Origin of the sequence: uncultured Veillonella sp. (assembly GCF_905209685.1) — a bacterium.
In the GTDB taxonomy this organism is placed as follows: Bacteria; Bacillota; Negativicutes; order Veillonellales; family Veillonellaceae; genus Veillonella.
The window spans coordinates 1-14,498 of the sequence record NZ_CAJLUB010000036.1 but is presented as its reverse complement, the minus strand read 5'-3'; the positions used below and the strand labels follow the sequence as shown (position 1 = coordinate 14,498).

At 40.3% G+C, this 14,498-nt stretch carries 12 protein-coding genes; 9 read left to right on the top strand and 3 right to left on the bottom strand.

Going from position 1 to position 14,498, the window contains the following annotated elements; all coding sequences use genetic code 11:
- Nucleotides 1-1,252 (bottom strand): pyruvate formate lyase family protein (locus tag QZ055_RS04335; protein ID WP_295824903.1); only part of this gene is annotated, 1,252 nt, incomplete at its 3' end.
- Nucleotides 1,253-1,628: 376 nt separating this feature from the next.
- On the opposite strand from QZ055_RS04335, the gene QZ055_RS04330 reads away from it, so the two are divergent.
- The 4 genes from QZ055_RS04330 (at nucleotide 1,629) to QZ055_RS04315 (ending at nucleotide 5,312) form a co-directional block, all read left to right on the top strand.
- On the top strand, nucleotides 1,629-2,495 hold the full coding sequence (locus QZ055_RS04330; RefSeq protein ID WP_295824901.1) for a DMT family transporter: 867 nt from the start codon (nucleotides 1,629-1,631) through the stop codon (nucleotides 2,493-2,495).
- A 244-nt stretch (nucleotides 2,496-2,739) separates the two neighbouring features.
- The gene (locus QZ055_RS04325) at nucleotides 2,740-3,762 is read left to right on the top strand and encodes a methionine ABC transporter ATP-binding protein (protein WP_295824899.1); all 1,023 of its coding nucleotides are present in this window, start codon (nucleotides 2,740-2,742) and stop codon (nucleotides 3,760-3,762) included.
- The gene (locus tag QZ055_RS04320; RefSeq protein ID WP_005381510.1) at nucleotides 3,762-4,433 is read left to right on the top strand and encodes a methionine ABC transporter permease; all 672 of its coding nucleotides are present in this window, start codon (nucleotides 3,762-3,764) and stop codon (nucleotides 4,431-4,433) included. The genes QZ055_RS04325 and QZ055_RS04320 overlap by 1 nt, the downstream gene beginning before the upstream one ends.
- Nucleotides 4,434-4,487: 54 nt before the next feature.
- Complete coding sequence (locus QZ055_RS04315) at nucleotides 4,488-5,312, top strand: MetQ/NlpA family ABC transporter substrate-binding protein (protein ID WP_024066451.1); 825 nt, start codon at nucleotides 4,488-4,490, stop codon at nucleotides 5,310-5,312.
- 123 nt (nucleotides 5,313-5,435) lie between these two features.
- Here the strand turns inward: QZ055_RS04315 and QZ055_RS04310 are convergent, their stop codons facing one another.
- Both QZ055_RS04310 and QZ055_RS04305 read right to left on the bottom strand, forming a co-directional pair.
- Nucleotides 5,436-7,193 (bottom strand): ABC transporter ATP-binding protein, encoded by a 1,758-nt coding sequence (locus QZ055_RS04310; RefSeq protein ID WP_295824896.1) that lies wholly within the window; start codon nucleotides 7,191-7,193, stop codon nucleotides 5,436-5,438.
- Nucleotides 7,190-8,935, bottom strand: a complete 1,746-nt coding sequence (locus tag QZ055_RS04305; protein WP_295824894.1) for an ABC transporter ATP-binding protein — start codon at nucleotides 8,933-8,935, stop codon at nucleotides 7,190-7,192. Before QZ055_RS04305 ends, QZ055_RS04310 begins: the two co-directional genes overlap by 4 nt.
- A 220-nt stretch (nucleotides 8,936-9,155) precedes the next feature.
- Here QZ055_RS04305 and QZ055_RS04300 point away from each other — a divergent pair, with 220 nt between their 5' ends.
- From QZ055_RS04300 to QZ055_RS04280, 5 genes are all read left to right on the top strand, one after another.
- Nucleotides 9,156-10,622, top strand: coding sequence for an anion permease (locus tag QZ055_RS04300; RefSeq protein ID WP_257847099.1), 1,467 nt, complete (start codon nucleotides 9,156-9,158; stop codon nucleotides 10,620-10,622).
- A gap of 313 nt (nucleotides 10,623-10,935) precedes the next feature.
- Nucleotides 10,936-11,340, top strand: coding sequence for a PACE efflux transporter (locus QZ055_RS04295; RefSeq protein WP_295824892.1), 405 nt, complete (start codon nucleotides 10,936-10,938; stop codon nucleotides 11,338-11,340).
- Nucleotides 11,341-11,398: 58 nt separating this feature from the next.
- A complete protein-coding gene (locus QZ055_RS04290; RefSeq protein ID WP_295824890.1) occupies nucleotides 11,399-11,902 on the top strand; it encodes an ECF transporter S component in 504 nt (167 codons plus the stop codon).
- A 152-nt stretch (nucleotides 11,903-12,054) separates the two neighbouring features.
- The gene (locus QZ055_RS04285) at nucleotides 12,055-13,188 is read left to right on the top strand and encodes a PLP-dependent aspartate aminotransferase family protein (protein WP_295824888.1); all 1,134 of its coding nucleotides are present in this window, start codon (nucleotides 12,055-12,057) and stop codon (nucleotides 13,186-13,188) included.
- Between the two features lie 10 nt (nucleotides 13,189-13,198).
- Nucleotides 13,199-14,383 (top strand): MalY/PatB family protein, encoded by a 1,185-nt coding sequence (locus tag QZ055_RS04280; protein ID WP_295824886.1) that lies wholly within the window; start codon nucleotides 13,199-13,201, stop codon nucleotides 14,381-14,383.
- Nucleotides 14,384-14,498: the final 115 nt, after the last annotated feature.

The window sequence follows — 14,498 nt, the reverse complement described above, 5'->3', positions numbered from 1 at the left end:
TTTCTTTACCAATACGCATTGGGGATACGCAACATGCGATAGCGTAGTCATCACCAGAGTTAGGACGCATTAAGTCGTCATTTTCGTATTGGATAGAGGATGTTTCAATGGATAATTTTGCACAGAAACGGCGGAAGCCGATAGGCATGCGCGGGGACCACAATACAGTGAGGTTTGGCTCTGGAGCAGGACCAAGGTTAGTCAATGTATGTAGGTAACGGAAGGACATTTTAGATACTAATGTACGGCCGTCAGTACCCATACCACCGATAGATTCAGTAGTCCACACAGGATCGCCTGTGAATAGGTTATTATATTCGTGGATACGTGCGAAGCGAACCATACGCAATTTCATGATGAAATGATCTACGAACTCTTGAATTTGTTCTTCTGTATATGTGCCGTTGCGAAGGTCACGTTCAGCGTAAATATCTAGGAATGTAGAGTTACGACCAATGGACATAGCCGCACCGTTTTGCTCTTTAATAGCGCCTAGATAGCCGAAGTAAATCCATTGCATAGCTTCTTTAACGTCTTTAGCTGGCCCAGATATATCGTAACCATAGGACGCAGCCATTTCTTTCAATTCCTTCAAGGAACGAATTTGTTCTTGGATTTCTTCGCGATCGCGAATTACATCTTCAAGCATATCGCCCATTGTGATGCTAAATTGTTCTTTTTTGTCTTCGATAAGGTAATCAACACCATACAACGCGATACGGCGATAGTCACCGATGATACGGCCACGGCTGTAAGCATCAGGCAAACCAGTTACGATGTGAGCTGTACGAGCGGCACGCATTTCTGGTGTGTACACATCAAATACACCATCGTTATGAGTTTTACGATGTTTTCTGAAGAAGTCTTCTGTTCGGGGATCCATTTTGAAGCCGTATTCTTCAATAGCGGATTTCGCTGTGCGCAAGCCACCATAAGGGAACATAGCGCGTTTTAAAGGTTTGTCAGTTTGTAAACCAACGATTGTTTCAAGGTCTTTGTCGATATATCCTGGCGCATGGGCAGTAATGTGTGTGGCCACGGAAGTATCGGCATCGAGCATGCCGCCTTTTTCACGTTCTTCTTCGTAAAGCTTCATTACTTGGTCCCATAATTTTGTCGTTCTTTCTGTAGGACCAGCAAGGAAGGAATCGTCCCCTTCATAGGGGATATAGTTTCTTTGAATAAAGTCGCGTACGTCAACGGCTTTATCCCACACACCTGTGTTAAAATCTTTCCATGCAGTATGTTGCATTTTGCACCTCCATAAAAGGATATAACTATAGATTTCTATGCCTATAGTGTACAATGTTTGTCTCGATTTCACAAATTTTAAATGATATATATTTTCAATACATGCTATGCAATTTTCGTAAGAATAGTTCTTATTTAAAATCCTACAATAATGGGTTCATCATTTAAAATCCAGTAATTATAACGTTTGAATTGAAAAATATGGGGATGTACACCTGGATTTTTGATTTTTATATTATCTTTAAATAATGAAAATTCATATCAATAAATAGAAAGTATTCGATATAGTGTGATGTACATTCTTGGAATCCTAGGGCCTTATTATGGTAATATTTAGATAGTATTAATTTAGGAACTATGTAGAAAGGTGGATGCTAATGACAAATCGAATGAAAGCTATCTTAGGAGCATCTGCTACCATTGCCGTATGGGCTACGGCGTTCCCTTTTGGAAAAGTGGCATTGCAATCTGTAGACGCCTTGACCCTATCTGTAGCAAGGGTTGTAGGTGGTGCTATACTCATGCTGATTATTGGTGTATTCAAAGGTTTACACATTCCTACATCTTGGCGTGAGTGGGGCGTATATATTTTATTAGGCGCTACAGGGAACTTCATTTACCAAGTTGTGTTTAATGAAGGTTTACGAACAATACCGGCAGCTACATCGAGTATTATTATGGCATTGACGCCAATGGTAACGGCACTGATGGCATTAATCGTTTATAAAGATAGAATACGTCCTATTGGCTGGCTTTTCACCGTAACAGCCTTTATAGGTGTAGCTATTATTATTCTTTGGAACTCAACCTTAACTATCCCAATGGGCGCCATATGGACGTTGATAGGGATGGTACTGTTTGCAATTTATAACATTCTGAATCGTGGGCTAAGCTTAAAAGGATATAACTCCATCACTATTGCTATGTGGTCCATGTTTACCGGTGCTATTATGGCATTGCCATTTGCAGATCATGCTATTGATATGATTATAGCCGCACCTATTAGTGCAAAGCTTGCTATGCTGTATTTAGCATTCTTTTCCAGTGCACTAGGATTTGTATTCTGGAGCTATGCCTTTGAACATGCTGAAAAGGTGTCTGATGTAACTAACTTTATGTATATCTCGCCAATTGTGGCAGCCATAGTAGCAGCCTTTTTATTGGGAGAAATACCAAACATGGGACTCTATATTGGGGCACCTGTTATTTTAGGATCTCTATATCTATTTAATCGATATAGATAAGTTAATTTTGTTAGAGTCTGAATCATCTAGATTTGATGTAAAAGATATAAAAATAGGGATATAAACCCTTATAATATAAGCGTTATATAAAAGAGAACCTTAACCTATTGATGGGTAAGGTTCTTTTTTGTTTGACAGTCCTTATAAATTGTAGTAATCTAAGTACATAATTAAAACATACCTTGAAGATATGTTTTAAGGTTAAGATTAATTCCTACCATATAGTAGGGAAAGAGGTGGTACAGTGATTGCTATACGAAATGTAACGAAAGAGTTCGACGTTAATAAGCAAAAGGTTACTGCATTATCTGATGTAAACTTTACCATAGAAAAAGGCGACATATTTGGCATTATTGGCTTTAGTGGAGCTGGTAAATCTACACTGCTACGCATGATTAATGCCTTAGAGGTACCTACCTCTGGTCATGTTGAAATAGATGGTGTGAATATCAATGGCTTAAGTTTTAACGAGCTTAGAAAGGTGCGTAAGCGCATCGGCATGGTATTTCAACAGTTCAATTTGTTGAATGCTAAGTCTGTATATGATAATGTGGCGATTCCATTAATTCTAAATAAAGTTCCTAAATCAGAGATTGATAAGAAGGTTAAAACCTTGTTAGACTTTGTTGATTTAGGGGATAAAGCAAATGCCTATCCAGGCGAATTATCAGGTGGTCAAAAGCAGCGCGTTGGCATTGCCCGTGCGTTAGCTACAGATCCATCGATTCTTTTATGCGATGAAGCAACAAGTGCTCTTGATCCAGATACGACAGAGTCTATTCTTCAATTATTGGAGCGCGTTAATCGTGAACTTGGGGTAACAGTTGTTATCGTCACTCATGAGATTGATGTAATTCAAAAAATTTGTAACCGCGTTGTGGTTATGGAACATGGAAAGCTTATAGAGAGCGGCTCCGTACTTGAGGTGTTTAGTAAACCTAAACATGAAACAACTAAACGATTTGTACGTACTGTAATTCCTGATGAAATTCCATCAACAGTGAAACATACTTTGGCTTGTGATAAAAGGCCATATACAATTCTTAAGATGCACTTTTTAGGAAATAATACGACCGATAATGTTCTATATCATATTAATAAAATATTTGATTTGGAAACAAGTGTATTATTCGCTACCGTAACAGAGCTAGAGCATACAGTACTTGGTATTTTTATTGTTCAGTTTATTGGCGACGATCTTGAGGTGGGCAAGGTGAAAGAGTATCTTGTGACACAAGGTATTGAATGGCAGGAGGTGACACTATAATGGACTTCTTCATGCAAGAACTTGGTGTTCCAGGTTCGCAGTTATTACTAGCTGCAGAACAAACATTATACATGGTGTTCCTATCTCTATTCATTGGTACCGTACTAGGGCTGATTATCGCAGTGACACTGGTGGTAACAAATCCGAATGGTATTGTTAAAAATAGCATTGTTTACACCATTACAAATACAATTGTTAATATTGTGCGTTCCGTCCCATTTATCATCTTGATGGTGTTTATCTTACCGTTGACTAAGATGATTGTTGGTACTCGGGTTGGTACAACGGCGGCCATCGTACCGCTTGTTATATTCATTGCGCCTTATCTTGCGCGACTCTTTGAAAACTCTATTTTAGAGGTTAATAAAGGCATTATCGAGGCTGCACAATCGATGGGGGCATCCCATTTTGAAGTGATTTGGCATTTCCTTTTACCAGAGGCAAAGGGTTCACTTATCTTATCTATTACGACCGGTACTATTGGTCTAATCGGTGCTACTGCTATGGCTGGTGCTATTGGTGCAGGTGGTGTAGGTGATTTGGCTCTCACCTATGGTTATGAACGGTTGAATTTCCCATTGATGCTATTTACCGTTGTTATTTTAATTATTTTTGTTCAAATTATTCAAACAATAGGTAACTACTTTGCACGTCGTGCGCGTCGTTCCTGATTTGATGACATAGATTTTGGTTATATTGATTGTGAAAGTATAGGAGAATGTACTATGAAATTTAAGAAACTTCTTGCCCTCGGTGCGGCATTAGTATTTAGCGTAGCTTTTATCGCAGGCTGCGGCTCAAACAATAGCGATAATGGTGCTAAAAAAGAATTATCCTATAGTAAGTCTCAAGGTCCTTACTCTGAATTGTTTGAAAAAGGTGTAAAACCAATTTTGGAAAAACAAGGCTATACCTTTAAAGGTGTAGATATGTCTGACTTGGTACAAGCGGACCAAGTGTTGAGCGATGGTGAAGTAGATTTCAACGTTGAACAACATACAGCATATATGAAAAACTTTAATGAAAAGCAAAATGGTCATCTTGTAGCGTTGACTCCAATTCCAACTGTACCAGCAGGTATCTTTAGCGGTTCCAAAACATCTTTAGACCAAGTGGCAGATGGTGATACTATTGCAGTACCAAATGATGCATCTAACATGGCTCGTGCTTATGCGTTATTGCAAAAAATCGGTTGGATTAAACTTGATCCTAACAAAGATTTAGCGACAGTAACACAAGCAGATATTATTGAAAATCCTAAACATCTTAAATTTACAGAAATGAAATCCCTTACAATTCCTTCTGTACGTACTGATTTTGACTATATTGTTATTACCGGTGCTATCATCTATAATGCGAAAATTGATCCTAAATCCGCATTGGCGAACGAAGATGTGTTGCCACAATGGTTGTTACAACTCGTAGTTAACGAGAAGAACAAAGATGCTCAATGGGCAAAAGACATTGTAGCTGCTTACCACTCTCAAGAATTCAAAGACTACATGGAAAAAAATAACAACGGCCTATGGTTTGTACCAAAAGGTGAATAGAATATAGAAATATAAAAGACCCCCTAATAAGTTTTTACTTATTAGGGGGTCTTTGTTTGTCGGGAATAATCTGAGCTCATTAGTATCTGCTGCAAGTAGGGTAGTTACCTTTGGTAGACTTCCTTATACGGTCATGCCTGCCGCATAGTTTTCATAGAGTTCTTTATAGTGACCGCCGCGTTCGATTAGTTCGTGATGTGTTCCTTGTTCCACAATGGTGCCGTTTTCTACTACGAGTAGGAAGTCCGCATTTTTGATTGTAGACAAGCGATGGGCGATGACGATACTTGTACGTCCCTTGAGGAGGGTATTCATAGCTTTTTGAACCTCTACCTCGGTACGAGTATCGACGTTAGCTGTCGCTTCGTCTAGGATGAGAATAGTTGGATCCGCCAAGAAGGCACGAGCGATAGTGATTAACTGGCGTTGGCCTTGCGATAGGTCATCGCCACCTCGTTTGAGAACTGTATCATAGCCATCTGGCAAGGTTCGAATAAAGTGATCTGCCATAGCGAGTTTGGCAACATATTCAATCTCTTCACGACTAGCATTTGGTTTGCCGTAGCCAATATTATCGGCGATAGTGCCCGTGAAAATCCAAGCATCTTGTAGTACCATGCCTACCGTATTGTGTAAGCTTTCACGAGACACATCGCGAATATCGATACCATCGATGGTGATTTGGCCATTTATAATGTCATAGAAGCGCATGATAAGGTTTACCAAAGTAGATTTACCAGCACCTGTAGGGCCTACGATGGCCACCATGGAGCCGCCAGGAATGTGGATGTTAATATCCTTCATAAATACATTGGACGGCGTATAGCCAAAATCAACATGCTCAAAATCGATTGTGCCTGGATGTGGTGTTGTATCACCTAATGTTTGATTTCCCTTATCGATTTCAGATGGTGTATCAATGACTTCGTAAATACGTCCCAAGGCCGCAGAAGTTTCTTGGAATTTTGTGAGTATATAGGAACTGCGAGATAGAGGGTCCGAAACTTGACCGACATAGAGGAAGAAGGCTTGAATATCACCGATGGAAATAGAACCACGTAACACCATGAGACCCCCTTGAATGGCAACGAGGCAATAGGTAATTTGATTTAAAAATTTAACGAGCGGTTCTACCAGCTGACTGGTGAAAGCCGCGCTTCTCATACTTTTAAATAGATTATCGTTTAGAATATTTACTTGGTTAGTCGTAGTTTCCTCAAGACCAAAGGTTTGGATAATCGGTTTTCCTACTACAATTTCCTCTATGCCACTGTTGAAAGCCCCTAAAGCGCTTTGGTTTTTAAGATATACACGACGAGCCCGCTTAGAGAGCCATGTTAAACATAGGATACCGATACATATAATGGCGATGATAGAGATGCCTAGCATTGGGCTTATCCAAATCATCATAGCCGTGGCACCTATAATGCCGATAATGGCAGATACAAGACCTGGTACGCCTTCACCTATGGTTTCTGCAACTGCATCTAAGTCAGAGGTGAGACGGCTTAGTAAATCCCCACGTTGGTGATCGTGAAAGTATTCGATAGGTAGTGAGTATAAATGAGTACTCATGCGTGTGCGTAAAGCGAGTACTGTTTTTGAACCGATAGAGGCCATCATGTATTCGCCAAAGTAGGTGAATAAGGCGTGGCCCCCATAAATGGCAATAAGCCAGAGAATAATAGTATCAATGGAGGCGAATATTGTATTAATGTCTTGGTCTGTTTGCAAGCCACTAACAATAGCATCTACGACCTTGCCAAGTAATACTGGAGCTGATACCTCAAACATAGCGGCCGTAATAAGCGCTAAGATGAGTAGTGCTAGCCAACCCCATTGGCTTTTAGACTCCATCAGGAAACGGTGTAATGGGCTCATGCTGTCACCTCCTGAGATGCTAAAATTTGTTTATATACTGTAGAGGTTGCTGCTAATTCATCATGCGTACCATACCCTGCTACTTGCCCTCGATTGATGATTAATATATGGTCTGCTTTTTTAGCAGCACTTACTTTTTGCTCTACGGAAATGAGGGCAGGGCGGTTATCCTTTTGTAACTCCTCGTGCAATGCTGTGCGAACAGCTCGTTCTGTGGTGCCGTCCAGCGCGGAGAAGCTATCATCAAATATGAATAAATCTGGTTTTCGCACAAGAGCTCTCGCCATAGCTAGGCGTTGGCGCTGACCTCCAGATAGATTAGTACCACCTTGGGCAACCATATATTGGTACCCACCTTCAAGGCGATTGATAAATTCGTCTGCTCTAGAGAGGCGACACGCATTTTCTACATCTTGAGCGGCAATTTGTTGATTTGGTGCTGCACCATATCGCACGTTCATCTCTATCGTGCCAGTGAATAAGTAAGCTCGTTGTGGCACATAGCCGATGCGAGCACGTAAGTCATCTACATTCCATTCATAGATGGATTTGCCTTCAAATAAGATATCTCCAGACTCAATGGAGAAGAGGCGAGGGATGAGGTTAGTGATTGTACTTTTACCAGATCCGATATCGCCCATAATGGCTAAGGTTTCGCCGTGGTAGACAGTAAAGGAGATATTCTCTAGCGCAGGAGACTCCGCATTATCGTAACGGAACGTAACATTGCGGAACTCTAAAAGTGGTATATCATCACTTGCCGTTACAATAGTATTATATGGTTCCGGGAATGTATCTGTGTTTTCGTGTTCTAACAACTCACGAATACGGGTGTAGCATACGATGGCTTCTGGAATGTCGATGATGACGAATATCGCCATGAGCATGCTCAAGAGAATTAGATTAGCGTACTCGATAACGGCAATGATGTCACCTACTTGTAGGGAACCAAGGCTGACGTTGTAACCGCCTACCCAGAGAATGGCAACGGTACTCATATTAAATAGAATTAATATGGTCGGTAAACCGATGGCAAAGGTTTGGCGTAATCGTTTATTGAGTTGGGCTGTTTCTGTAAAAATACTAATTTCTTTTTCGTTTTCGTAGGTTCTTCTGTTGAAAGCTCGAATCACTGGCATACCAACGATGTGATCTCGAACTAGATCGGTAATATCATCTAATTTGAGTTGCATCGCCTTAATTAACGGTAAGGCACGGCTTTCAATAAAGATAATGGTAAGTATCATACAAGCCATAACGGCAAGAATGACGAGTCCTAGTTGCCAGCTTTTATAGAAGGTAAGTCCTAGACCGACACAAATCATGAGGGGCATAGGGAGGATCATATTTAAACCTTCCCCGAGAACGGATTGGATTTTCTCTACATCTCGGCTTGTGCGCATCAATATGGTGCCAGTACCAAAGTGTGTGAAGTCACGAAGGGAGAAGTATTGTAAGGCTTTCACCAAATCATTGCGCAGTTCCTTGCCCATAGAGGCAGAAATGTGAGCACTCATAGCAACACCTAAGATTGCGGATAATACAGTTAGTAGCGCCACAACAAGCATGTTTATGCTAGAGCTAGTGATCATTTCTAAATCGCCACGGAGTACGCCATCATTGATGATAGATGCCGTTAGCGTTGGTATATATAATGTACCTGCCACAGTGAGTAACGAAAGGATCGATACGATGATGGTAGGAAACCATAGAGGTTTTATGTAATGTATAAATGGTTTCATTTAAATCCTCTTAGTAAATTGCATTAAATTAATAATTTTCGATATTTATATTATATTGCATAAAATTAAAAACGACTAGTTTAATAAAACCTATTATAAAAAGTTTAGTATCTATTAATAACTGTTATGTTTTAAGTTATGTACTGATATTAAAAATTTTGATATACTAGACAAGCATTTTTTTGCAATTTTTGTTTTGAAGTAGTAAGGAGAGTTTCTAATGAAGTTGAATTGGAAATTATTCGCACCGCTTGTAGTAGCTATTCTTGTATGGCTCATCGGTGCTCCTGAAGGCCTTAGCGCAAATTCTTGGATTTACGTAAGTATTTTCGCTGGCCTCGTGGTAGGTTTGATTTTAGAACCAATGCCACCAGCTTTTATCGGTATCATTGCAGTTACCGTATCTATGTTGTTTAAAGTAGGTCCTGCACCTGTTGTAGATAAAGCAACTGGTGTAGCAAAGGCGATTACTGATGCACAAGCTATCAGTTGGGGCCTCAGTGGTTTCTCTAATGCCATCGTATGGTTGATCTTTGCAGCTTTCATGATCGGTATTGGTTATGAAAACTCTGGTCTTGGCCGTCGTATTGCCTTGTTCTTGGTAGCAAAGCTTGGTAAGTCCTCTTTAGGTCTTGGTTATGCCATTGCTATTACTGACCTTGTGTTGGCTCCATTCATTCCAAGTAATGCGGCTCGTTCCGGTGGTACGATTTATCCAATCGTATCTAGTATTTGCCCAATGTTCGATTCCTATCCAGATAAGAACCCTCGTAAAATTGGTTCCTATTTGAACTGGGTAGCATTGGCAACTACATGTGTATCTAGCTCTATTTTCTTGACTGGTGCAGCGCCAAACCCATTGGCTCTAGAATTGTCTGCTAAATCTGGTATCGTAGCTGCTAACTGGGGCACATGGTTCCTTGCATTCTTGCCAGTAGGTCTCATCTTGTTTATCATCACTCCATTGTTAACGTATGTATTCTGCAAACCAGAGGTAAAAGGTTCTCCTGAAATTGCAGCATGGGCAAAAGATGAATACAAGAAATTAGGTTCTATGACACGTAGTGAAATCTTCATGGCCTTGATTTCTGTATTGGCTCTTGTATTGTGGATTGGTGCTTCTACATTCAAAGTAAACCCAACTACAACAGCTTTAATTGTTATTATCTTGATGATTTTCACTAAGATTATGACATGGCAAGACTTCCTTGCTAACAAACCAGCATGGAATGTTTTGACTTGGTTCGCTACACTCGTGCCTATGGCTTCTGGTCTTAAAAACGTAGGCTTCTTAGACTGGCTTGCTAAATCTGCAGGTGGTTCTTTAGTTTCTTTAGATCCTACAATGGCAGTTCTTGGTTTATTGTTAGCATTCTGCTTGCTTCGTTACTTCTTTGCTTCCGGCACTGCTTATGTAACAGCTATGGTAGGCTTGTTTGCAACTCTAATTCTTCAAATTCCTGGTGTTGATCCAGCTCAAGTTATGTTAATTCTTTTAGTACCAATGGGTATCATGGGTATCCTTACACCATATGGTACAGGTCACAGCCCAATCTGGTTTGCTAGTGGCTATAACAAAGGTCCTGAATTCTGGAAATTAGGCGCTATCTTTGGGATTATCTACCTCGCAATCTTTATTGTGGTGGGGATTCCATGGATTCAGTTCGTAATGCCACTTTTAGGATAATTAAATAGAGCCCCTCGTAGCATTCTGCTCGCTCTCCATCCCTTGCAAGTCGAGCTTACAGAACACTACGAGGGGCTTCTTTTATATCCGAAAATGGCATAACTCACTTCGGGAGGGCAAGTCGCTTAGTAGATACAATGCGGCTTCTTTTTATCCTGAAATGGCAATACTCACTTCGAGGAGCAAGTCGCTGGACAGACATATGGCGGCTTTTTCTATCTTAAAATGGCAAAACTCGACAAATCTAAAAAAATAAATATAATAGTAGAGTGATAGTAAATTTCTTGTCTAGTTTCTGATGGAGGTATTTGTTATGTCTACTTCAGAGCGTGTGGTACAGTCGATTTTGTATGAGGTTGGTTGTATTTTAATCGGTTGTTTGGTGATGTTGTTTGTTCCGCATGATGGACAGCCTTTTGTATTGATGGTTATTTTTTCCTTGCTAGCTATGGTTTGGAATTTTGTGTTTAACTGGATATTTGATAAACTAGTACCAGGTGATCGATTAGAGCGGGGTCCTGTAATTCGTACGATTCATGCAGTATTGTTTGAAGGTCTATTTATGATTGCCACTGTACCAATTATTATGTACATGATGCATATGAGTTTTTGGATGGCTTTTGTGACGGATATAACGATGACATTAGTTATCCTAGGTTATACTTATGTTTATAATTGGGTATATGATCGGGCACGTCTATATTTTGTAGAAGCTTAGTTTTATTATATGAGGTAAGTACCTCTTAAAAATCTATATTGTATAGTAGGAGGTTCTTATGTCTACCAAATCTATTACGGGCACAGGCCTATTGTTGGCTGTAGCCTTATTGGCGCAAAGCTTGCGCCTCATTTTCCCATTTATTCCGAATCAGGTGAGTATGTTCCTCATCGGTTCTATCACGTCTGCTACGTTTGTACTCGCCACATGGCGCTATGGTTGGAAGAATGGTCTCGTTATTGCCTGGATTGCGCCTGTAGTAGCGCATTTACAAGGTATGTTGCCGTTGCCACCGTTTATTTTGATTACCGCCCTTGGCACGACTGCCTATGTATTTGTAGCCTATTGGTTACAACATAAACGGAAGGTATTGCTTATTGTTGTGGCGGCTTTAGTGAAAGCAGGTGTTCTATTCGGCGGATATTCTTTGTTCTTCTCTCTATTCCAATTTCCACCGAAGATTGTAAATACTATGTTGTTTGTGTCTAGTTGGCCGCAACTAGTGACGTCTTCTTTGGGCATTATCTTGGCATTGCTTATTACAAAACGTACAAAAAATTAGGCTAACTTAACCTGAAGTTATGGCAAGCCATTCAAAATAGATATGACTTTTTGGGGGCACTCATGGCGTATGAGTGCCCATTTTTGTTGACCTTAATCATTGTCTACTTTTATAATTAATATATTGTATACAAATATGAGGAGTTGAATGGAATGAAATTTAATACAAAATGCGTTCATGGCAGCGGTAAACCAGATAGCACTGGTGCAATTTCCCCTGCAATTTATATGTCTAGTACATTTTCCCATCCAAAGTTGGGTGATACAACAGGATATCAATATACACGTGAGTCTAATCCAACACGGGATCGTTTGGAACAATTGATTGCAGGTCTTGAAGATGGTAAGGATGCATTGGCATTCTCTTCCGGCATGGCCGCAGTGGACGCTGTATTCCATCTATTCTCCCCTGGGGATCACATCATTTTAGGTGATGATTTGTACGGTGGTTCTATCCGTATGTTCACAAATATTTACGAACAAAACGGCATTGAGTTCACCTATGTTGGTACATCCGATCTTGATGCGGTGAAAGCAGCTTTCAAACCAAATACAAAGGCTGTTTATATTGAAACTCCAACAAATCCGATGATGGAGATTACTGATATTCGTGCCTTGTGTACCTTAGCTCATGACCGCAATGCACTAGTCATTATCGACAATACATTCTTGAGCCCTTATTTCCAAAAACCATTGAACTTAGGTGCCGATATTGTCGTTCATAGTGGTACTAAATTCATCGGTGGTCATCATGACGTTATTTCTGGTTTCACCATTGTAAATGATGATGAATTGGCTGCGAAGTTGCGATTAACTTATAAAACGGTAGGTGCTTGCTTATCTGCTATGGATAGCTGGCTCGTTATCCGCGGTGTAAAAACATTGGCACTTCGCATGGAACAACACCAAAAGAATGCCATTGCTCTTGCTGATTGGCTCAAAAAACAACCTAAAGTTACAAAAGTATTGTTCCCAGGCCTTCCTGAACATCCAGGCTATGAAATCAACAAAGCCCAAACTACAGGCTTTGGTGGCATGTTGTCCTTCGAAGTAGATAGTGAAGGAACAGCTAAACAAATCTTAGAAGGTATTAAACTTATTCAATTTGCTGAAAGTCTTGGTGGTACTGAGTCCTTGTTGACATATCCTGTAACGCAAACTCATCCAGATTTAAAACCGGAAGATGCAGAGCGTAAAGGTATTACACGTCGCTTATTGCGCTTATCTGTAGGTATTGAAGATACAGACGACTTGATTGCAGACTTGGAACAAGCTTTCAATAAATAAAGGAGTTCCTATGGAACAATATAATTTTGATCAAATTTTAGATAGAACTCATACAAAATCCTTGAAATATGATTTTGCTGTGAAGCGCGGTAAACCAGCTGAGGTGTTGCCATTCTGGGTGGCGGACATGGACTTTGAGGTGCCACCTGAGTTGAAGCAAATCTTGCTAGATCGTGTTAATCATGGCGTATTTGGCTATACTGAATCCGATGATGAATACTTTGAAGTATTACAAAACTGGTTCACTACGCGCTTTAACTGGACACCAGAACAAAAATGGCTCGTTAAAACACCTGGTATCGTCTTTGCCTTGGCCATGGCGGTTCGTGCTTTCACCAATGAAGGGGAGGGCGTGCTCATCAATCAACCTGTATACTATCCATTTAGTATGGTTATCGATGACAATGACCGCCGTCTTATCAATGTGCCATTAATCAAAGGGGAAGACAAATATACCATCGATTTTGAGGGCATAGAACGTGCTATCGTGGAGGAAAATGTAACATTATTCCTCTTGTGCAATCCGCATAATCCTGTAGGCCGCGTGTGGACTGAGGACGAGTTGAAACGTCTTGGCGACATTTGTATTAAACATAATGTACTCATCGTGAGTGACGAAATTCATGCTGACTTTGTTTGGAAAGGTCATACGCACAAGGTCTTTGCTGATCTTGGTGAAAGCTATGCAGAACATTGTATCGTATGTACAGCGCCTAGTAAGACTTTCAACATCGCTGGCTTACAAGTAAGTAATATTTTCATTCCTAATGATTCTCTACGTCGTCGTTTTATCAAAGAAATCGACCGCGCTGGGTATAGTCAGTTAAATACAATGGGCATCGTTGGCTGTGAAGGGGCCTATAAAGTAGGTGCACCTTGGCTCGACGAGTTGAAAGAGTACATTCAAGACAATATTCAATTCACTATTGATTATGTGGCAAAATATATGCCAAAAATTCACGTATATCGTCCGGAAGGGACATATCTTATGTGGCTAGATTGTTCTAAGTTGCCATTGAGCCCTAAGGAACGCGATGAATGGATTATCAATGAAGCTAAGTTGTGGCTAGATACGGGCTCTATGTTCGGTGTCGATGGGGAAGACTTTGAGCGCATCAATGTAGCATGTCCTCGTAAAACATTAGAAGAAGGCCTTGAAGCTTGGCGTCGTGCCTACGAGGCTAGAGGCTTTTAATAATATTGGTTAGAGTGTTTAGATTAGGTTATCAAATTGTTTAGTGTGTAGAGGTGATAGTATGCCTATTAAAGTAATAAAAAATTTACCGGCCATTACGAAATTAGCTCAAGAG

What these genes read in the sequence shown, in the direction of transcription:
- QZ055_RS04295 (WP_295824892.1), top strand. Translation starts at nt 10,936, where the DNA reads ATGTCTACTTCAGAGCGTGTGGTACAGTCGATTTTGTATGAGGTTGGT.
- QZ055_RS04280 (WP_295824886.1), top strand. Translation starts at nt 13,199, where the DNA reads ATGGAACAATATAATTTTGATCAAATTTTAGATAGAACTCATACAAAA.
- QZ055_RS04330 (WP_295824901.1), top strand. Translation starts at nt 1,629, where the DNA reads ATGACAAATCGAATGAAAGCTATCTTAGGAGCATCTGCTACCATTGCC.
- QZ055_RS04320 (WP_005381510.1), top strand. Translation starts at nt 3,762, where the DNA reads ATGGACTTCTTCATGCAAGAACTTGGTGTTCCAGGTTCGCAGTTATTA.
- QZ055_RS04305 (WP_295824894.1), bottom strand. Translation starts at nt 8,935, where the DNA reads ATGAAACCATTTATACATTACATAAAACCTCTATGGTTTCCTACCATC.
- QZ055_RS04310 (WP_295824896.1), bottom strand. Translation starts at nt 7,193, where the DNA reads ATGAGCCCATTACACCGTTTCCTGATGGAGTCTAAAAGCCAATGGGGT.
- QZ055_RS04315 (WP_024066451.1), top strand. Translation starts at nt 4,488, where the DNA reads ATGAAATTTAAGAAACTTCTTGCCCTCGGTGCGGCATTAGTATTTAGC.
- QZ055_RS04290 (WP_295824890.1), top strand. Translation starts at nt 11,399, where the DNA reads ATGTCTACCAAATCTATTACGGGCACAGGCCTATTGTTGGCTGTAGCC.
- QZ055_RS04300 (WP_257847099.1), top strand. Translation starts at nt 9,156, where the DNA reads ATGAAGTTGAATTGGAAATTATTCGCACCGCTTGTAGTAGCTATTCTT.
- QZ055_RS04285 (WP_295824888.1), top strand. Translation starts at nt 12,055, where the DNA reads ATGAAATTTAATACAAAATGCGTTCATGGCAGCGGTAAACCAGATAGC.